Genomic DNA, 19,324 nt, shown 5'->3' on the forward strand with positions numbered 1-19,324 from the left:
AAGCGCTGTGAGGCGTTGAGCTAACCAATACTAATTGCCCGTGAGGCTTGACCATATAACACCCAAGCAATTTGCGTCGAAAGGCCAGATTGCGGTGTGTGAAGACGATACAAACCGAAAGTTTGCACCTCACAAAACACCAACTCTATTACATACCCATTCGCTGGAACGTTGACCGCAAGGTAAACGCACCGGCTACCGAATTTCTTGACGACCATAGAGCATTGGAACCACCTGATCCCATCCCGAACTCAGCAGTGAAACGATGCATCGCCGATGGTAGTGTGGGGTTTCCCCATGTGAGAGTAGGTCATCGTCAAGATTAAATTCCAAAATCCCTGTCTGCTCACGCAGACAGGGATTTTGTTTTTATAGAAGTACCAAGTTTTCACAGACACGTTAATCACTAACGGATCTGTCACAGAATTTCTTGACGACCATAGAGCATTGGAACCACCTGATCCCATCCCGAACTCAGCAGTGAAACGATGCATCGCCGATGGTAGTGTGGGGTTTCCCCATGTGAGAGTAGGTCATCGTCAAGATTGAATTCCGAAACCCCTGTCTGCTCACGCAGACAGGGGTTTTGTTTTTTCTACGCCACAAACGCCGCTAAACCTGCTTCCTTCTCCTCCATCTGATCTTCCTCAAACCCCCGGCCTAAACGCCCTGCAATCGACTTTCGTCGGATTAAACAAAATGCCATCACAAATGGCTAAGTTTTCCGGGAATGGTGCCGACAGCCTGTTGAGCAATGCGTGCTTAGTAGAGCTGCCGGATAGAAAGGCTGCCTGCGCTGTTACACGGAATGTTGCACCCGTACGCATCCCCACTCTCGGCATAAGAAGTCCCATGAAATGAATCTCAAGTTCAGCCATAAAATCCTTCTGGCCGCTTCAGGCGTCGTGGTTCTGGCGTTTGCGTTGTTCACTCTGTACAACGACTACCTGGAGCGAAATACCATCAAGCAAAACATCGAGTCGTCAGTGCAGCAAGCTGGCAACCTGACTGCCAGCAGCGTTCAGAATTGGCTGAGTGGTCGTATCCTGGTACTCGAAAGCCTCGCACAAAACGTCGCGCACCAAGGCAAGCAAGCGGATTTGCCCGGCTTGGTGGATCAGCCTGCATTAACGTCGAATTTTCAGTTCACCTATGTGGGCCAAGCCAACGGCGTGTTCACACAACGTCCTGACGCCAAAATGCCGGACGATTACGACCCACGTGAACGTCCTTGGTACAAACAAGGCGTCAGTGCCGGTAAGACAATGCTGACGCCGCCCTACAAGGCAGCGGTAGGCGGCTTGATCGTGACCATCGCCATGCCTGTCAAAAGCAACGGCGAATTACTCGGCGTGGTAGGGGGCGACCTGAGCCTCGACAGCTTGGTCAAAATTATCAACTCGGTGGATTCAGGTGGCTTGGGCTACGCGTTTCTGGTGAGCGGCGACGGCCAGGTCATCGTCAGTCCGGAAAAAGATCAGGTGATGAAAAACCTGAAAGACATCTACCCATCCAGCTCGTTGCGCATTGAAAAAGGTATTCAGGAAGTGAGCCTGAATGGTCACGAGCGGATTATTTCCTTCACGCCGGTAACCGGTCTACCTGCAGACTGGTATATCGGTCAGTCGCTAGACAAGGAAAAAGCATACGCTCCGCTTTCCAAATTCCGTACCTCCGCATTCATCGCAATGTTCATCGCCGTGGCTGTGATTGCCGTATTGCTTAGCCTGCTGATTCAGTTCCTGATGCGCCCTCTGACCACCATGGGCCGAGCCATGCAGGACATCGCTCAGGGCGAAGGTGACTTGACTCGTCGTCTGGTAATCGAAAGCAAAGATGAATTTGGCCTGCTGGCCAGCTCTTTCAACCAGTTCGTAGAGCGTATTCACGCGTCGATCTCGGAAGTGTCCTCTGCGACACGTCAGGTTCATGATTTGTCCCAGCGGGTGATGGCATCGTCGAATGCTTCGATCATCGGTTCTGACGAGCAGAGCGCACGCACCAACAGCGTAGCTGCCGCAATCAACGAACTGGGTGCCGCCACACAGGAAATCGCCCGTAACGCGGCTGATGCTTCGCAACATGCCAGCGGTGCAAGCGAACAGGCCGATGATGGCCGCCAAGTGGTTGAGCAAACCATTCAGGCCATGACCGAGTTGTCGCAAAAGATCAGCATGTCCTGCGCCCAGATTGAAACCTTGAACGCCAGCACCGACAACATCGGACATATCCTGGACGTGATCAAAGGCATCTCCCAGCAAACCAACTTGCTCGCCCTCAACGCGGCGATCGAGGCGGCACGTGCAGGAGAAGCGGGTCGCGGATTTGCTGTGGTGGCCGATGAAGTGCGCAATCTGGCACACCGCACTCAGGAGTCGGCAGAAGAAATCCACAAAATGATCACTTCGCTGCAAGTGGGCTCGCGAGAAGCGGTGACCACGATGAATGCCAGTCAGGTTTCCAGTGAGGAAAGCGTGGAAGTGGCCAACCAGGCGGGCGCCCGCTTGATCAGCGTCACTCAGCGTATTGAAGAGATCGACGGCATGAACCAGTCGGTGGCCGCTGCCACTGAAGAACAAACCGCCGTGGTTGAAACCCTCAACGTTGATATCAACCAGATCAACTTGTTGAACCAGCAAGGCGTGGTCAATCTCAATGAAACGCTCAAGGACTGTGATGCACTGTCGCAGCAAGCGAGCCGACTGAAACAATTGGTCGACAGTTTCAAAATCTGACCTACACGCTGTCTATGATTTACCCACAGCCCTGTCGTTTCAAACGTCAGGGCTGTTTTGTTTTTCGGCGGTCCAGATAGTGTGTGATGGCGTTGACCGCCCGCTGCAAATGCAGGCCCAGCTCTGCCACACAGGCGTCGACTTCTTTGGCCCGGGCGAGACGCAAAAGCGTGCGGTGATCGTCTTGAGCCAACGAGCCGAGGTTCATTTGCTCAAGGTTAAAGCGAAGAAAGCGCTCTTCTTCAATCAGCCCTGCGCTCACCAAGGCCAGCAGCTTCTTATTGGGTGCCTTGTTATAGAGCGCCTGATGAAAGAGCCGATTCAATGTGCCGACTTTACTCATGTCAGTTTCGGCTTCCATCGCTTCGATAAAACCCGATGCGGATGCCAGGTCCTGCTCATCCAGTAACGGCACAGACTGACGCAATGCCTCGGCCTCCAACAACAAGCGCAACTCGTAGGACTCCAGCGAGTTGTCTTCAATCAAAGGCGCTACCACGGCACCTTTGTACTGCACGACATGCAATAGCCCTTGGGATTCAAGTTGGCGCAATGCCTCGCGCACCGGCATGCGACTCACACCAAACAGGGCCGCCAGCGCCTCTTGGCGAATCGCCGTCCCGCACGGCAGGCGTCCATCGAGGATAGCGTTGCGCAAGGATTCTTCGATTACCGCGCGAGCTTGATGAGCTGCAACAGGGCCATGGACTTCAATACTGCTTAAAGGATTATGTTTGACGGCCACGTTCGCGCACCTGCGGTTGACATTCAGCGTACTTATTTGGATCCAATTTAAAGTAGGTACAGACCAAATCCTTGTCAAACCTTGTAATAACAAGTCTAACGTGACTGAACCTACTATGACCGGAAGCAATACGGCTTTTTACGCAGTTTGTGGCCTACACCTGCGAGGATTACAGCTGCCCGCTATGCCGTCTTAGTCTTGAACAGGTGAAGGATGGGCGTATTCAGTAGCAACGATGTAAGCGAGTATCTGATACGCGTCTAAGAACCTTCCCACAACCTGTTAGCCGGTTTGCTTCGTAGGGGACATTTTGCTGCTCGCAGCCGTGCGTTTTTTGGCTCTACTAGGACGGCTATTGGGTGCGACGAAGGTTCAAGACGTGATCATTGACGACACCCAGGGTCGACTATATTTGAGCGGTCTCACAACCGAATGCCGGCGTATGGATCATTTGCCTTTTCAAGACGTCGTCATCGACCTTTCTCTAAGAATTAATTTGAAACACTCTTGACTGAAATCCACTCGCCGCGCAATATTAATAGTTAGCAAACTAACATTATGTGACACTTCTTTTGTCTGACACCCTTGATTCACTACAAATGAGCATCAGCACTGGCATGGTGGTCGCGACCCGTCATTGGCGTCGTGTGTGCCAGACCACGCTGGTCAACTACGGGATCTCCGAAGCCTGCGCCATGCCGCTGCTGATTATCGGCCGCTTGGGCGAGGGCGTGCGCCAGGTTACCGTGGCCCACGCTGCCGGCATGGAAAGCCCGTCCTTGGTGCGCTTGCTCGATCAGTTGTGCAAAGACGGCTATGTACGTCGTTGCGAAGACGCCAGTGACCGTCGCGCTAAAACCTTGAGCCTGACAGACGCCGGCCGCGCCCTTGCGCAGTCGATCGAGGCGCAGTTGGTTCAATTGCGCCGCGCGGCGCTGGCGGACGTTTCAGTCGCCGATCAAGAAGCCGCGTTGCGGGTGATCAAAGCATTCGAAGCGGCGGGTCAACTGCCTGATGGAGCCGCCTCTTGAACGGCTTTTTCAGCAGCATGCCGCCTGCCCGCGACTGGTTTTACGGCGTACGCACATTCGCGGCGTCGATGATCGCGCTGTACATTGCCCTGCTCATGGAGATGCCGCGTCCGTATTGGGCGATGGCAACGGTTTACATCGTTTCCAGTCCTTTCGTAGGCCCTACCAGCTCCAAGGCGGTGTATCGCGCGCTTGGCACCTTGCTGGGCGCGTCGGCGGCCGTATTCTTTGTGCCCTTGTTTGTGCAGACTCCGTTTTTGCTGGTGCTGGTGATTGCGCTCTGGACCGGCATTCTGTTGTTCCTGTCGCTGCACTTGCGCACCGCCAACAGCTACGTGTTCATGTTGGCGGGCTACACGATGCCGATGATCGCGCTGCCGATTGTGGATAACCCGCTCAACGTTTTCGACATTGCCATTTCGCGTACCGAAGAAATCATGCTTGGTATCGTCTGTGCCGCCGTCGTGGGCAGCATGTTCTGGCCACGTCGCCTGACCCCCGTGTTCATTGATGCGGCGGGCAAGTGGTTTGGTGATGCGGCCAATTACAGCAAACACTTTCTGGCCCGTGACGTAGAACCCAACAAGGCCAGCGGACTGCGTTCGTCGATGGTGGCCACGTTCAACACCCTTGAGCTGATGATCGGCCAATTACCTCACGAAGGCGCGCACCCGCAAACCGTGCGCAACACCAAAGAATTGCGCGGGCGCATGATCCACCTGCTGCCCGTGGTGGACGCGCTGGATGACGCGCTGTACGCCCTAGAGCGGCGCACGCCCGAGCTGGTTGAGAAAGTCACGCCCTTGCTGGACCGCGCGCAGCAATGGCTTGAAAGCACCCGCGAAGGCGCACCGATTGAGCAGTGGAAGGCCCTGCGCCACGAACTTGAGGCCTTGCAACCGAGCGCGGCGGCCCTGGATGACCGGCGTCAGTTGCTGTTGTCCAACGTGTTGTACCGCTTGGGTGAGTGGATCGATCTCTGGCAAGACTGCAAAAGTTTGCAGCACGCTATTACGACGGGCAATCAAGACGTATGGCGGGCGGTGTATCGGCACTGGCGGCTAGGTCGCCTGACGCCGTTTCTGGACCGCGGCCTGATGCTCTATTCGGCGTTTTCGACCGTGACCGCCATTGTGGTGGCTTGTGTGTTGTGGATTTTGCTGGGCTGGACGGACGGGGCGAGTGCCGTGATTCTGGCCGCCGTCGCTTGCAGTTTCTTTGCTGCAATGGACGACCCGGCCCCGCAAATCTACCGCTTCTTTTTCTGGACCTCGCTGTCGGTACTGTTTGCCAGTTTGTATCTGTTTGTGATCCTGCCCAACCTGCATGATTTCCCCATGCTGGTACTGGCGTTCGCGGTGCCCTTTATCTGTGTCGGTACGCTCACCGTGCAGCCTCGGTTTTACCTGGGCACGTTATTGACGATTGTGAACACCGCGTCCTTCATCAGCATTCAAGGCGCCTACGATGCTGACTTCATGGTGTTCATGAACGCCAACCTTGCCGGCCCGATCGGCTTATTGTTCGCGTTTGTCTGGACCTTGATCGCACGGCCATTCGGCGCTGAACTGGCGGCCAAGCGTCTGACCCGTTTCAGCTGGCGTGACATTGTGCGGCTCACCAAACCCGCGACGCTGGCCGAACACCGGCGCATGGGGGCGCAAATGCTCGATCGCCTGATGCAGCATTTGCCGCGTCTGGCCATGACCGGGCAAGACACCGGCATTGCAGTCCGCGAGTTGCGCGTCGCGCTTAATCTGCTGGACTTGCTCGCGTATGCACCGCGTGTGACCGGCGGCCCGCAACTGCTGCTGCGCCAAGTGGTCAGTGACGTGGGCGATTATTTTCGCAGCTGCCTGAAGGCGGGTGAGCGCCTACCCGTGCCTGCTGGGTTGCAGATGACCATGGACCGCACGCGCCGCGCGCTCAATGCCAACGACTTGCAGGACGAAGGCGATGCCCGGGTTCACTTGTTGCACGCGCTCAGCGGTCTGCGGCTGGCACTGTTGCCCGGCGTTGAATTCATCGTCGACAACGACGACCTGCCCCAGCCCCACGTGCAAGGCATTGATGGAGCACCGCTATGATCGGTGATGTGGATATCAGCGGGGTGTTCCTGCCCACCTTTCTGGTGTTGATGGGCATCACTTATTTACTGTTTTTGGTGGTACACGCGGTTCTGACGCGTGTGCACTTTTACCGCCTGGTCTGGCACCGGGCTTTGTTCAACGTCGGTCTCTACGCTCTGCTTCTCGGCGTTGTGGATTCGTTAAGTCGATATTTGATGACATGAAAAAACCGTTATTGACCCTGGGCCGCGTCGTTCTCACCTTGCTGGTGGTGGCGTTTGCCTGCGTCGTGGTCTGGCGCATGACCATGTACTACATGTTTGCGCCGTGGACGCGGGACGGTCACATCCGTGCCGACATCGTGCAAATTGCGCCCGATGTCTCGGGCCTGATCAAACAGGTCGAGGTGCGTGACAACCAGCCGGTTACCCGCGATCAGGTCTTGTTTGTGATCGACCAGGAACGTTTCAAGCTGGCCTTGCGCCAGGCCCAAGCCACCCTGGCTGATCGCAAGGAAACCCTGGCGCAGGCCCAGCGTGAAAGTCGTCGTAACAAAGGCTTGGGCAATCTGGTCGCCCGCGAACAACTGGAAGAAAGCCAGTCCCGCGAAATGCGTGCCCAGGCCGCGCTCACCGAGGCCCAAGTGGCGGTGGACAGCGCTCAGCTCAACCTTGACCGCACCGTCGTGCGTAGCCCGGTGGACGGTTACGTCAATGATCGGGCGCCGCGCGTCAACGAGTTCGTCACGGCCGGGCGCCCGGTGTTGTCGATTGTCGACAGCAGCTCCTTCCACATCGACGGCTATTTCGAGGAAACCAAGCTCGATGGCATTCACGTGGGTCAGCGCGTGGACATTCGCGTGATTGGCGACAACGCGCGTCTGCGCGGGCATGTCGAAAGCATCGTCGCCGGTATTGAAGACCGGGACCGCAGCAGCGGCCAGAACCTGCTGCCAAACGTCAACCCGGCATTCAGCTGGGTACGGCTGGCGCAACGGATTCCGGTGCGCATTGTGTTCGACGAAGTACCGGAAGACTTCCGCATGATCGCCGGGCGCACGGCCACGGTGTCGATTATCGAAGACACACCTCAAACGCTGCCTGCGCAGGAGAACGCGCCATGAAACCCCTTCACCTGGCGGCCGTGGGGCTGGGGTTGTTGCTGGCCGGCTGCCAACTGGTGGGGCCGGATTATCACCTGCCCAAAGACGCCGCGTTGCAGCGTCCCGATGTACAAGGCGAATTCGCGGGCGAGGGGACCAACGTGATATCGGCTCCCGTGCCTGCCGATTGGTGGAAGCTCTATCAGGACCCGAAACTCAACGAGCTGGTGCGTCAGGCGCTCGCCTCCAACACAGATTTGCGGGTTGCGGCGGCTAATCTGTCACGGGCACGGGCTCAGGTTGAGCAAGCGCAATCAGCGGGCGGCTGGAGCGGTTCGGCCAAGGCGGGTGCCCAGCGTTTGCAGGAGTCGGGCGAAGCGTTCCTGCTGGCCGATAAGGTGCCGGTGGCCAACGTCGGCGACCTTGGCATCAGCACGTCGTATCAGTTCGATTTATGGGGCACTTTGCAGCGCGGTATCGAGGCGGCGCAGGCCAATGCCGACGCCACCCAGGCCGCGGCTGACACCGCTCGCATTACCCTGGTGGCAGACGTGGTGCGGGCGTACACCCAAGTGTGCGCGGCCAACGAAGAGCACCACATTGCCGAACAGTCACTCCAGTTGCAGGCGCAAAGTACACGACTGACTCAGCAACTGCGCGACGCAGGGCGCGGCGACGAAACCCAGGTCACACGCTCTGAAACGCAATTCAAATCGTTGCGCGCCGAACTGCCTCGCTACGAAGCCTTGCGCCAGTCCGGGCTGTTTCGGCTGTCGATGTTGCTGGCCAAGCCGCTGGATCAACTGCCCTCGGGCGTTGCCACGTGTGCCGAGTTGCCGCAGATCGCGCAGTTGCTGCCGGTGGGTGACGGGGCTGCGTTGCTCAAGCGCCGTCCCGATGTGCGTCAGGCCGAGCGGCATCTGGCAGCAGCCACCGCCCAGATCGGTGTGGCCACAGGCGCCCTGTACCCCGACATCAGCATCGGCGCGAGCATTGGCACGGTCGGCATCATCGACAACCTTGGCACAGCGCCAACCAATCGCTGGGGCTTTGGCCCGTTGTTGAGCTGGACGATTCCTACCAACGGCTCGCGTGCGCGTATCCGTGAAGCCGAAGCGGCCACCCAAGGCGCCCTGGCCAAATTCGACGGCGTGGTGCTGAACGCAATCCGCGAAACCCAGACCAGCCTGGTGCAATACACCGCGTTGCTGCAGCGCCGCGATGCCTTGGCCGAGGCCGAAGCATCAGCCAGGACTGCCGCCGATCAAACTCACCAATTCTTTCAGGCGGGGCGCGAATCGTTCCTGGCGGACCTGCAAGCGACCCGTGTTTACACGGATATGCGCGCGCAATTGTCCGCGGCCAACACCCAGGTTGCCATGAGCCAGATCGACTTGTTTCTGGCCCTCGGTGGCGGCTGGGAAAGCGGACGAACGCAAGCGGCGACCCACGCGAAACCCTGAGGGCGTTGCTATGCTCTGAGAGGTCGGTATCAAAACGATGGCTCAGGGCGTCGAGACACGTTTAGCCCCTCCCCATCGCGCAAAATGGCTCGATGGGGATTCTAATAATGAAAAACCCTTATGCTCCCGGTTTCTGGTGTGCGGTCGTCGCGGTGGTGCTGCTGTCAGCGACGTACTTCTACGGCATCATGCTGGCGCACCAAATCGACACAGCGTTGTTCTTCCTCGACAGCGCCAGCGCGCTGATTGCGGTATTGGCCATTGCAGTGGTGGCCTGGGCGTTGCTGCAAACCCGGCAAATCAAGAAACGTCAGGTTGAAGCCGGTCAGACCCGGGTTCTGATCTGGGACACCAAAATCGCGTTACGCCGCGTTGAAACAGTCTTCGATCGCTACTTCTGGGGTAGCTACTGGCAGCCAGGACGCACGTTTGAGGCGTTCATGGGCGAGCTGACCGGCACGCCCCTCGAAAAAAGCCTGGATGCCCTTAAATCCCAATGCCTGCAACTCGATAAAGCTTTGCCCAGCGAAGAGCGTCAATGGCTCGATAACGCGCGTGAGTTAGCTGACGTGGCCGCTGCCATGGCCCGAGAGCGGTATCAGCTGGATTACTCCGATTCTTCTGTGAATTCTGTGGGCGAAATCTGCGTCGACCATGACCTGGAAGTCTTGGTGTACACCTGGAGCGCCATCCTCAAAAATTTCGATCACCGCCTGGACGAAATAGAGCGCCTCATGGCCCGTTCAGCCTGAATTTACGTGACTGAAAATGTCCGAAAGAAGCGTGTGGCCAGTTGCCAGTGATACCCTGCTGCCACTTTTCGGCCCATGACGGGCTTGGCAAAGACCGCTTTTACTTTCAACACAACGGACATTGAACGGGTCAACTGATGAATAAACCATTAGGCGTGTTAGTAGGGATTGTTGTTATTGCAGGTGCTCTGAATACCGCAGGCGCGTGGTACACCGGAACCAAACTGGAAGGCGTGTTGCAAACGTCGATTCAGGAGGCCAACAAGGAACTGGCGTCTCAGTTGCAAGGCACGCCCACCCACGGTTCAGTCGAGCTGGTCTCGCTTGACCGCCACCTCTACAGCAGCACTGCTCACTACCGCGTAAAGGTTGAAGATGACTCCGCCAGGCCGGATGCCGAGCCTGTCGAGTTGCTGTTTGTGGCTGACATCGAGCATGGCCCGTTGCCGTGGTCGCGCCTCAAGACCTTTAAGTGGATGCCGGTCATGGCGACCACCACGTACGCGTTGGAAAAAACGCCCTTCACTGAAAAATGGTTTGCTGCCGCCAAAGATCAATCCCCGCTTCAGGGTCAGGTCACACTGAGTTACAACCGCTCGGTCGAAGGCCGCATGGAGTTTCTGCCCCTTGAGGTCGCACTGGACGAAAACTCCAGCCTCAGCTTCTCGGGCATGACCATGGAAGGAACGGCCGATGCCGACGGCCAAAACCTCAAAGGCAAAGGCTACATGGATCACTTCAAGCTGCACGCCGTGTCGCTGAACAAGCCGCCGTTGCTGATTGAGCTCAACGGGCTGACCGTGGCCAGTGACCTGGACAAAAGCGAATTTGGCTTCTTCCTTGGCCAGAACTTCTTGGGTTTGAGTGAAAGCAGAATCACCTTTGGCATTCGTCAGTCGCTGCTCAAGGTCAATAACTTCGAATACACCGGTTCCACTTCCGCCAACGGCAAACTGCTGTCGGGCCGCCTGGACTACCAAGTCGGCGATGTCTCGCTCAACAACACCCCGGTGGGGAGTGCGCAACTGGTCTTGAGCGCCAGCAGCCTGGACATCCCGGCGATGCAATCGATGTTGCAGATTTACCAGACCAAGTTTCAGCCAAAACCGGACGGCGCCCTGCCCGCGAGTGAGCTGACCCCGGCTGAGCAAGTTCAACTGCAAACCAGTCTGGATACCTTGCTGGCGGGTAAGCCACAGATGGCCGTCGAGAAATTGGCCGTGAAAACGCCACATGGCGAAAGCGAGTTTAACCTTGCGATGGCACTGGCTCAGCCTGCGGCCCTTGACCAGCCGCCCGTGGAAATCACCAAGCAACTGCTGACCTCGCTGGTTGCCAAGTTGCAGCTGTCCAAGCCGATGATTGCCGACCTCGCCGGTGTTCAGGCGCAACTGGAAGGCCAAACCGACCCGCAGACCCTGGCGCAGGTTGGCACGATGACCAGCGACATGGTCGGCAACATCGCTGTGGGCACCGGTCTGGCAAAAGTGGAAGGCAACAACATTGTCGCGTCGCTTGACTATGCAGCAGGGCAAGTGGATTTCAACGGCCAGAAAATGAGCCTTGAAGACTTCATTACCCAAATGACTCAGCGCTTCAACGCGCCGATTCAGTAATGAACCGGCGGCTCGCGGCTTAGCGACTCATACCTGTCAGCGGCAACAGAAAAATCTGTCGCCGCTGACAGGTAGCGCGAGCGTCAGTACGCCAATGACCACGTCAGGCTGTAGGTCCGGCCGCGGCCCTGGTAGTCGTACAAGTATTCAGGTCCGTAGGTGGGTGAGTAGAACAGCGCGGCACGCTGGCCCCACACGGTGCTGTATTCCTTGTCGAGCAGGTTCTGGATACCGGCGCTGAAGGTGCCAAATTCGGTCTCTTGGCTGCCCATTAAATCGAACGTGGTGTACCCGCTGATTTTGTGGTCGGAATCGTCCTTGAGGGTGAACGCATGGTTGCCTTGCAGGCGTACGTTACGTCCATCCCCGTGCCAGCCCACGAACGCGGTGGACTTGGACAATGATGCGTAACGCGCATCGCGCTTCATCCAGTCGCCGTTGGCGTCTTCTTCCTCCGAACGCACCATGTGCAAGGTGCCACCCACCTCCCAACCGTCGCTGAAGTGACGGGTCAACGCGCCTTCGAAGCCGAAGTCGCGGCTCTTCTTGTCCGTGACATCAATCGTCAGCGTGGCGGCGTCTGTGGTGATGACTTTGTCCGACCAGATGTAGTAAATCGCGGCCTGCGCATCCCAATCCACGTCCGCGAAACGCCAGCCGGTCTCCACCTGGCGGCTTTTGATCCCGGCCAGCGGGTTGTCTTTAACGCTCAGCCCCGGCTTGCCGTAGTACTTGGCCGGATCCGGCAGATCGAAGCCTTCGCTGTAGTTGATCCAGGTCTGATGGCCGTTTTGGAAATCGTAGATGGTGCCCAGGTTGAACAGATTGACCGCGTAGTCGTTGCTGCCTCCCGGGACGTTTTTGAACACGCCCACATCCACGTCCATTTGCTGGCGCCGCGCGCCGCCCGACACGGTCAGGGCGTCGGTGAGTTTCCAATCCAGCTGCGCATACACCGACTGCCCGTCCACGCGATAACTGGGATAGCGCGGGGCTTTGCTCTGGGTGACCAGATCAAGGCCGCCGCTTTGCGAGGACATGGCCGAATCAAATACGCTTTGTTCGGCGTTGAAGCGCTCGCGATCCAGGTCCACGCCATACGTCAGCTTCAGGCTGTCCCACTGTTTGGCGAATAGCGCCTTGAGGCTGGTGACTTCAAAGTTTTGCTGCGAGGCGGCGAAGTAAACGCCTTTTGAGCCTTGGGGTTTGCCGGTGTTGTAGTAAGGAAACGGGAAGAAGTTGTTGTCTTCCTTTCGGTACGAACCCTGTAGGTAGAAGTCTTGCCCAAGTACGTCGCTGTGATGGTAGTTGGCGTTGAACAGCAGGCGTTTGGAGCGCGGCTCAAGGTCGGTGTCGTAGCCGCTGCGGATCTGGGCATCGTCCAGGTTGGACGGCGCTTTGTCATGCAGGTTGGGGAAGTAAATTCCCACGTTGCCGTGGTTGCCCGAGTCGTAATACTGCGCCAACAGGTCGAGGTCTTGCTCCTCGTCGAGCTTGATCGCGAGGCTGCCCATCAGGTCGAGGGTGCGGTTGTACTGCAGGTCGGTCTGGGTGTTGTCGATAAACACCTGATCGCCTTTGCCATCGTAAAAGGCCTCGTTCTGCTCGCCTGAAATCCCCAGCCGACCATAGATGCGCTCCGTGCCGCCGCTCACCGATTGCGAGATGCGGCTGGACAGGTCGTCGCTGTTGTTGAAGCCGCTGGTGGCCGACAGTTCGGTCTCGAATTGAGCCGGGCCGGGTGTGCCTTTTTTGGTCACGATATTGATGATCCCGCCCGTGGCACCGCCGCCGTACAGCGCGCTGGCGCCGGACAACACTTCGACCCGCTCCACGTTGAACGGCGAGATGCTGTCGAACTGTCGCGACAACCCGCGCGAGCTGTTCTGGCTGACACCGTCGATCATCACCAGCACGTTACGCCCGCGCATGTTTTGACCGTAGTTACTGCGCCCTTCGGGGGCCAGATCCAGCCCCGGCACCAGCTTGCCGATGGCCTCCTTCAGGGTGACGCCAGTGTCGAGTTGCTCTTGCAACTGCACGTGATCGACCACCCACACGGTGCCCGGAATTTCGCTGATCGCGGTGCTGGTGCGAGCGCCCACGCTGACTTCCAGTGCCTTGAGTTGCAGGCTTTGGGCAGGCGCTTGGGGCTTGCGCAGAATCACCGTGCGTGCGTCGCTGAACTGCCAGTTCAGGCCGCTGCCCGCCAGCAAGGTCTGCAACGCCTGCTCGACACTCATCTGGCCTTGCAGCGCCGGGCTGTGCAGACCGGCGACTTCCGCAGACGTGAACAGCAGGTGCAAGTCGGCCTGATCGGCGAATTGGGTCAGGGCCTGGTCGAGGTCTTGGGCCGGGACGCTGACAGTGACCTGACGTGTGCTGACGGCTGCGGCCTGCGTCGTCGCTGCCTGAGCCGTGGCCTGCACGGTGCCGCCCAGGCTGGCGAGCACAGTGGTGGCGATCAACACCTGACGCAGTCGCTGTTCTTTTCGTTGTGCGTCACGCGGCTTTTTGACGTGCTCGACCATCGCTTTTGCAATCCTTCTTCGGGTTTTTATGTCGCAAATGAGAACGTATTTCGCTCTCAGTCTTACTACGACGATATGCCCGAGTGGATCTTGCAGTGCCCGCGAAGAATTATTTTCAGCGCACCCACGCCACAAACGGCAAATAGGTGATGTTCAGGCCGTAACGCTGCTCCAGGGTATGCAGCAGGTTGTGCGGGTCGTTGAGGTCGAACACACCGCTGATTTGCAGTGCGCCGAGCCCGGCATCGGGAACGATGATGTGCCCGTATTGATAGCGCTCCAGCTCGGCCAGCACTTCTTGCAACGGTTTGCGGTTGAAGATCAGTTTGCCGCGATGCCAGGCCGTGAGCGCATGGGCGTCCACCTGATCGCGCTCGGCCAGCGTCTGTCCGGCCCGGTAAACCGCTAACTGATTGGATCGCAGCTCCAGGGTTTGGGCCTGATGCTCGACCTGTGCCGCGCCGGTGGCCACCAGCACCCGTGTTTGATCCGGGTCGCGGCGCACGCTGAACGTGGCGCTCTTGGCTTGCACCCGATCGGCGCCGGCCTCGACGATAAAAGGCCGCGACGGATCTTCAGCCACTTCAATCAGGGCTTCGCCCTTGCGCAGTGAGAGCGTGCGCCGATGTTCATTGAAATCAACCGTGATCGCGCTGGCGCTGTTGAGCGTGACCCGCGAGCCATCGCTCAACACCCATTGCTGGCGCTGGCCAACGCCGGTGTGATGGGTGTCGAACCAGCCCGGCACGCCCTCGGCCGCGCTGTAACCGAATATCGCCAGCACCAGCCCGGCCGCCAGTCCGCTGGCCCAGCGTGCAGCCTTGCGGCGTGGGCGAGGTGGGTCGACGTGCGTGTGGGCCGTAGGGGTCAAGCCGATGTCTGCCCACAGCGCTTCGGCCTCTTGGGCCGCTGCTTTGTGCGCCGGGCTCAGGTGTTGCCACTGTGCATACGCCAGTCGCTCTCGGGCCGTGGCGTCACCCGAGTGCAACCGGGTTAGCCAGTCAATGGCCTGATCGTCGAGGTCGTCAGTGGAGGGGCAAGGAGGCATTGCGGCGGGCTCAGGCATGGTTGTGTTTGAGCCAGTCACGGCAGTGGCGCAACGCCTGGCCGATGTATTTTGCCACCATACTTGGCGACACGCCCAGCTCGGCGGCGATCTGGGCTTGTGTCATCCCGTCGATGCGGCTCATAAGCAGTGCTTGCCGGGCGTTGGGCGATAACTGCTGTAACGCCTGGTCGAGAATCCCGATGCGTTCCTTGGCCAGCAGCAGCCCTTCAGGCGGCAGGCCCGGATCGACCAGTTCAACCGAGGGCGGCTCGGCGCTCAAATTGCGGGTCTGGCGCTGATCGATCCGCAACGCATCAATGGCCAGATTGCCCGCGACTTTGAAAATAAAGTGCCGATCATTCAACACCGTGATCGAGTGAGGATCGATCTTCGCCAATTTAATCCACGTTTCCTGTGCCACGTCCGCCGCCCGGTGGCGATCTCGCAGGCGGCGTGTCAGGAACGACAATAGATCGTCGTAATGCTCCTGAAAACTGGCCAGCAAGCGGGAAGGGGAAGGCGAGGGCATCACAGAGACTCAAGCGGGCAAGGGCGTGAATGAGAAGTCGTATCATTCATGATTGCTCGCCCCAGCGCAACGTCCCTGCGGGCAAGTCCCTGAAAGGGAGGGCGCCAGAATGGAGTACACCCGCCCTTCTACCTGCACGTCCGGGTGCAAATTCAGGCGCGGCAATGCTCAAGCGATGGCGTGCGGGAGAGTCAATAACAACGGAGGGGTAAAGCGGTTCCCTTGAGCAAGGGAAAGAGGATGGTGCACCAGGCGGGATTCGAACCCACGACCCCTGCCTTCGGAGGGCAGTACTCTATCCAGCTGAGCTACTGGTGCAGCGCGGGCGCCATGATACTCATCTGCGTGTCACCCGTCCATGCCGCTGATTGAGCGGGTGTTTCTCAAGCCGATATGGGCTATTAATGACGGCCGTGTGAGAAAAGGGAGAGGAACGCCGCTTGTTCTTTTTTTCGAACAGCCTATTGTCCTTTACCCCCTTTGCTCCTAGGATTCGTTTGAGATTTCAAACGCTCTTGTCTGAGTGCTAAACCGCACGCCGTGTGTGTTGTGCGTTTTTTGAACACTTTGGCAGTGAATGACTTCCTGACGGCAGCCACCTTTGGCGCCTTTCTACACTCAATAATTTGCTCCGCGCCCGCGCGGTGCTGTTAAGGAAAGCCCACATGCAGCTCAAAGACGCACAGTTGTTCCGCCAGCAAGCCTACATCGACGGGGCTTGGGTAGACGCCGACGGCGGCCAGACGATCAATGTTAACAACCCGGCCACCGGCGAAATTCTCGGCACTGTGCCAAAAATGGGTGCTGCGGAAACCCGCCGCGCCATTGAAGCTGCCGACAAAGCGTTGCCCGCCTGGCGTGCCCTGACCGCCAAAGAGCGTGCCACCAAACTGCGCCGCTGGTTCGAGCTGCTGATCGAGCACCAGGATGACCTGGGTCGCCTGATGACGATGGAGCAAGGCAAACCGCTGGCCGAAGCCAAGGGCGAGATCGTATACGCCGCGTCCTTCATCGAGTGGTTCGCTGAAGAAGCCAAGCGCATTTATGGCGACGTCATCCCGGGCCACCAGCCCGACAAGCGCCTGATCGTGATCAAGCAACCCATTGGCGTGACAGCGGCCATCACGCCGTGGAACTTCCCGGCGGCCATGATCACCCGTAAAGCAGGCCCCGCGTTGGCGGCCGGTTGCACCATGGTCATCAAACCGGCTTCGCAAACGCCTTTTTCCGCGTTGGCACTGGTTGAGCTGGCGCACCGTGCAGGCATTCCAAAGGGCGTGTTGAGCGTGGTCACCGGCAGCGCTGGCGACATCGGCGGCGAGCTGACCAGCAACCCGATCGTGCGCAAATTGTCCTTCACCGGCTCGACTGAAATTGGTCGCCAGTTGATGGCTGAATGCGCCAAGGACATCAAAAAAGTGTCGCTGGAGCTGGGTGGCAACGCGCCCTTTATCGTGTTCGATGACGCGGACCTGGATAAGGCCGTCGAAGGCGCGATTATTTCCAAATACCGCAACAACGGTCAGACCTGCGTCTGTGCCAACCGTCTGTACATTCAGGATTCGGTGTACGACGCGTTTGCTGAAAAACTCAAAGCGGCTGTGGGCAAGCTGAAGATCGGCAACGGTCTGGAAGAGGGCACCACCACCGGTCCGCTGATCGATGACAAGGCCGTGGCCAAAGTCAAAGAGCACATTGCAGACGCCGTGAGCAAAGGCGCCACCCTGCTGACCGGTGGTAACAGCCTGGAAGGCAGCTTCTTCGAGCCGACTATTCTGGTTAACGTGCCGAAAAATGCCGCTGTGGCGAAGGAAGAGACCTTCGGTCCGCTGGCGCCGTTGTTCCGCTTCAAAGACGAAGCCGAAGTGATCGCGATGGCCAACGACACCGAGTTCGGTCTGGCGTCCTACTTCTATGCACGCGACCTGAGCCGTGTATTCCGTGTAGCAGAAGCCTTGGAATACGGCATGGTCGGTGTGAACACGGGTCTGATCTCCAATGAAGTCGCCCCGTTTGGGGGTATCAAGGCGTCGGGTCTGGGCCGTGAAGGCTCCAAATACGGCATCGAAGACTACCTGGAAATCAAATATCTCTGCCTGGGCATCTAACCCGGCGGGTGGTTCAGCAGAGGGGGCACGAGAGCGATGCTTCTTCTGCGTTTCAACGTGTTAATTCCTGTGGCCGGGAGCGCCATGCCAGTCGATCATCGCATGCTGGCCTGGTTGTCTGCCCGGCGCGTCAGCCTTGAACCACGCCGTTTGATGAGCGGCGAATGAGGACACCCATGAGCAACAAGACCAACGCATCCCTGATGAAACGCCGTGAAGCCGCTGTCCCGCGCGGTGTTGGCCAGATTCACCCGATCTTCGCCGAATCTGCGAAGAACGCTACCGTCACTGACGTTGAAGGCCGTGAATTCATCGACTTCGCAGGCGGTATTGCCGTACTCAACACCGGCCACCTGCACCCGAAAATCGTTGCCGCCGTTCAAGCGCAATTGACCAAACTGACCCACACCTGCTTCCAGGTGTTGGCCTATGAGCCCTACGTTGAGCTGTGCGAGAAAATCAACGCCAAGGTGCCGGGCAACTTCGACAAGAAAACCCTGCTGGTCACCACCGGTTCTGAAGCCGTGGAAAACGCCGTGAAAATCGCCCGTGCCGCCACGGGCCGTGCGGGTGTAATTGCCTTCACTGGCGCGTACCACGGTCGCACCATGATGACGTTGGGCCTGACCGGTAAAGTCGTGCCTTACTCGGCAGGCATGGGCCTGATGCCGGGCGGTATCTTCCGCGCGCTGTACCCGTGCGAACTGCATGGCATCAGCGTTGATGACTCCATTGCCAGCATCGAGCGCATCTTCAAAAACGACGCCGAGCCAAAAGACATCGCCGCCATCATCATCGAGCCGGTACAGGGCGAAGGTGGTTTTTACGTGGCGCCGAAAGCGTTCATGGCGCGCCTGCGTGAGTTGTGCGACAAGCACGGCATCCTGTTGATCGCGGACGAAGTACAGACCGGCGCAGGCCGTACCGGTACGTTCTTCGCCATGGAGCAGATGGGCGTCACCGCCGACTTGACCACGTTCGCCAAATCCATCGCAGGCGGCTTCCCGTTGGCCGGTGTGTGCGGCAAGGCTGAACTGATGGACGCTATCGCACCGGGTGGTCTGGGTGGCACGTATGCTGGTAGCCCGATTGCCTGTGCGGCCGCGTTGGCCGTGCTGGAAGTGTTTGAAGAAGAGCACTTGCTGGACCGCTGCAAAGCAGTGGGCGAGCGTCTGGTCACCGGTCTGAAGGCGATTCAGGCCAAGTACCCGGTCATCGGTGATGTGCGTGCGTTGGGCGCCATGATCGCGGTCGAGCTGTTCGAAGGCGGCGACTCCCACAAACCAAACGCAGCGGCTGTGGCGCAAGTAGTCGCCAAAGCGCGTGAGAAAGGTCTGATCCTGCTGTCGTGCGGTCCTTACGGCAACGTCTTGCGGGTGCTGGTGCCGCTGACATCGCCTGACGAGCAACTGGACAAAGGCCTGGCCATCATCGAAGAGTGCTTCGCTGAACTGGCGTGAGCCCCGGCGTCTGAGATGTGACCTGTGACACAAAAAAACCGCTTCGGCGGTTTTTTTGCGTCTGTACAGCGCAAATAAGGCTTTTTGCCTGTATCCGACGCGTGGCATTGACTAAGGTGCATGGACATTTGCCGG

The 19,324-nt window shown here is 58.4% G+C and carries 14 protein-coding genes, 1 tRNA gene, 2 rRNA genes and 1 pseudogene; 13 read left to right on the plus strand and 5 right to left on the minus strand.

The window, feature by feature from the left end:
• The first annotated feature begins 206 nt into the window (after window positions 1-206).
• The 3 genes from rrf (V6F78_RS09660) (at window position 207) to V6F78_RS09670 (ending at window position 2,735) form a co-directional block, all read left to right on the plus strand.
• A 5S ribosomal RNA gene (gene rrf / locus V6F78_RS09660) occupies window positions 207-322 on the plus strand.
• Between the two features lie 107 nt (window positions 323-429).
• Window positions 430-545: ribosomal RNA gene (rrf, locus tag V6F78_RS09665) — 5S ribosomal RNA — on the plus strand.
• A 312-nt stretch (window positions 546-857) separates the two neighbouring features.
• The gene (locus tag V6F78_RS09670; RefSeq protein ID WP_314401040.1) at window positions 858-2,735 is read left to right on the plus strand and encodes a methyl-accepting chemotaxis protein; all 1,878 of its coding nucleotides are present in this window, start codon (window positions 858-860) and stop codon (window positions 2,733-2,735) included.
• A 46-nt stretch (window positions 2,736-2,781) separates the two neighbouring features.
• On the opposite strand, the gene V6F78_RS09675 is transcribed toward V6F78_RS09670, so the two are convergent.
• A complete protein-coding gene (locus V6F78_RS09675) occupies window positions 2,782-3,480 on the minus strand; it encodes a GntR family transcriptional regulator (protein WP_332727067.1) in 699 nt (232 codons plus the stop codon).
• Between the two features lie 599 nt (window positions 3,481-4,079).
• Here V6F78_RS09675 and V6F78_RS09680 point away from each other — a divergent pair.
• The 7 genes from V6F78_RS09680 to V6F78_RS09710 all read left to right on the plus strand — a co-directional run bounded on the left by V6F78_RS09680 (window position 4,080) and on the right by V6F78_RS09710 (window position 11,513).
• Window positions 4,080-4,511, plus strand: coding sequence for a MarR family winged helix-turn-helix transcriptional regulator (locus tag V6F78_RS09680; RefSeq protein WP_047272781.1), 432 nt, complete (start codon window positions 4,080-4,082; stop codon window positions 4,509-4,511).
• Window positions 4,508-6,598, plus strand: coding sequence for an FUSC family protein (locus tag V6F78_RS09685; protein WP_047291139.1), 2,091 nt, complete (start codon window positions 4,508-4,510; stop codon window positions 6,596-6,598). Before V6F78_RS09680 ends, V6F78_RS09685 begins: the two co-directional genes overlap by 4 nt.
• Window positions 6,595-6,804 (plus strand): DUF1656 domain-containing protein, encoded by a 210-nt coding sequence (locus V6F78_RS09690; protein WP_047272783.1) that lies wholly within the window; start codon window positions 6,595-6,597, stop codon window positions 6,802-6,804. Before V6F78_RS09685 ends, V6F78_RS09690 begins: the two co-directional genes overlap by 4 nt.
• Window positions 6,801-7,703, plus strand: coding sequence for an efflux RND transporter periplasmic adaptor subunit (locus V6F78_RS09695; RefSeq protein ID WP_094990876.1), 903 nt, complete (start codon window positions 6,801-6,803; stop codon window positions 7,701-7,703). The genes V6F78_RS09690 and V6F78_RS09695 overlap by 4 nt, the downstream gene beginning before the upstream one ends.
• Complete coding sequence (locus tag V6F78_RS09700) at window positions 7,700-9,145, plus strand: efflux transporter outer membrane subunit (protein WP_169859189.1); 1,446 nt, start codon at window positions 7,700-7,702, stop codon at window positions 9,143-9,145. The genes V6F78_RS09695 and V6F78_RS09700 overlap by 4 nt, the downstream gene beginning before the upstream one ends.
• 107 nt (window positions 9,146-9,252) lie before the next feature.
• A complete protein-coding gene (locus V6F78_RS09705; protein ID WP_047272786.1) occupies window positions 9,253-9,897 on the plus strand; it encodes an NADH:ubiquinone oxidoreductase subunit N in 645 nt (214 codons plus the stop codon).
• Between the two features lie 137 nt (window positions 9,898-10,034).
• Window positions 10,035-11,513, plus strand: a complete 1,479-nt coding sequence (locus V6F78_RS09710; RefSeq protein WP_169839224.1) for a YdgA family protein — start codon at window positions 10,035-10,037, stop codon at window positions 11,511-11,513.
• An 83-nt stretch (window positions 11,514-11,596) separates the two neighbouring features.
• Here the strand turns inward: V6F78_RS09710 and V6F78_RS09715 are convergent, their stop codons facing one another.
• From V6F78_RS09715 to V6F78_RS09730, 4 genes and pseudogenes are all read right to left on the minus strand, one after another.
• Window positions 11,597-14,044, minus strand: a complete 2,448-nt coding sequence (locus V6F78_RS09715; RefSeq protein ID WP_332727072.1) for a TonB-dependent receptor — start codon at window positions 14,042-14,044, stop codon at window positions 11,597-11,599.
• A gap of 115 nt (window positions 14,045-14,159) precedes the next feature.
• On the minus strand, window positions 14,160-15,092 hold the full coding sequence (locus tag V6F78_RS09720; RefSeq protein WP_169839222.1) for a FecR family protein: 933 nt from the start codon (window positions 15,090-15,092) through the stop codon (window positions 14,160-14,162).
• Window positions 15,093-15,117: 25 nt separating this feature from the next.
• Window positions 15,118-15,621, minus strand: a pseudogene (locus tag V6F78_RS09725) (RNA polymerase sigma factor); the annotation flags it as partial.
• 241 nt (window positions 15,622-15,862) lie between these two features.
• Window positions 15,863-15,939 (minus strand) — tRNA-Arg (locus V6F78_RS09730).
• A 347-nt stretch (window positions 15,940-16,286) separates the two neighbouring features.
• Here V6F78_RS09730 and gabD point away from each other — a divergent pair.
• Genes gabD through gabT form a run of 3 tightly spaced genes read left to right on the plus strand, consistent with a single transcriptional unit; the run spans window position 16,287 to window position 19,189 of the window.
• Entirely contained in the window at window positions 16,287-17,729 is a 1,443-nt protein-coding gene (gene gabD / locus V6F78_RS09735) for an NADP-dependent succinate-semialdehyde dehydrogenase (RefSeq protein ID WP_047279824.1), read from the plus strand.
• A 36-nt stretch (window positions 17,730-17,765) separates the two neighbouring features.
• Window positions 17,766-17,897 (plus strand): hypothetical protein, encoded by a 132-nt coding sequence (locus V6F78_RS09740; protein ID WP_255164129.1) that lies wholly within the window; start codon window positions 17,766-17,768, stop codon window positions 17,895-17,897.
• A gap of 8 nt (window positions 17,898-17,905) precedes the next feature.
• Entirely contained in the window at window positions 17,906-19,189 is a 1,284-nt protein-coding gene (gabT, locus tag V6F78_RS09745; RefSeq protein WP_047279823.1) for a 4-aminobutyrate--2-oxoglutarate transaminase, read from the plus strand.
• The last annotated feature ends 135 nt before the right edge of the window (window positions 19,190-19,324 follow it).

It is taken from the genome of Pseudomonas sp. ESBL9 (genome assembly GCF_036668715.1).
Classification (GTDB): Bacteria; Pseudomonadota; Gammaproteobacteria; order Pseudomonadales; family Pseudomonadaceae; genus Aquipseudomonas; species Aquipseudomonas lundensis.

Coding starts and splice junctions, on each gene's coding strand:
- V6F78_RS09670 (WP_314401040.1), top strand. CDS start 858: ATGAATCTCAAGTTCAGCCATAAAATCCTTCTGGCCGCTTCAGGCGTC.
- V6F78_RS09680 (WP_047272781.1), top strand. CDS start 4,080: ATGAGCATCAGCACTGGCATGGTGGTCGCGACCCGTCATTGGCGTCGT.
- V6F78_RS09690 (WP_047272783.1), top strand. CDS start 6,595: ATGATCGGTGATGTGGATATCAGCGGGGTGTTCCTGCCCACCTTTCTG.
- V6F78_RS09695 (WP_094990876.1), top strand. CDS start 6,801: ATGAAAAAACCGTTATTGACCCTGGGCCGCGTCGTTCTCACCTTGCTG.
- V6F78_RS09700 (WP_169859189.1), top strand. CDS start 7,700: ATGAAACCCCTTCACCTGGCGGCCGTGGGGCTGGGGTTGTTGCTGGCC.
- V6F78_RS09705 (WP_047272786.1), top strand. CDS start 9,253: ATGAAAAACCCTTATGCTCCCGGTTTCTGGTGTGCGGTCGTCGCGGTG.
- V6F78_RS09710 (WP_169839224.1), top strand. CDS start 10,035: ATGAATAAACCATTAGGCGTGTTAGTAGGGATTGTTGTTATTGCAGGT.
- V6F78_RS09715 (WP_332727072.1), bottom strand. CDS start 14,044: ATGGTCGAGCACGTCAAAAAGCCGCGTGACGCACAACGAAAAGAACAG.
- V6F78_RS09720 (WP_169839222.1), bottom strand. CDS start 15,092: ATGCCTCCTTGCCCCTCCACTGACGACCTCGACGATCAGGCCATTGAC.
- gabD (WP_047279824.1), top strand. CDS start 16,287: ATGCAGCTCAAAGACGCACAGTTGTTCCGCCAGCAAGCCTACATCGAC.
- V6F78_RS09740 (WP_255164129.1), top strand. CDS start 17,766: ATGCTTCTTCTGCGTTTCAACGTGTTAATTCCTGTGGCCGGGAGCGCC.
- gabT (WP_047279823.1), top strand. CDS start 17,906: ATGAGCAACAAGACCAACGCATCCCTGATGAAACGCCGTGAAGCCGCT.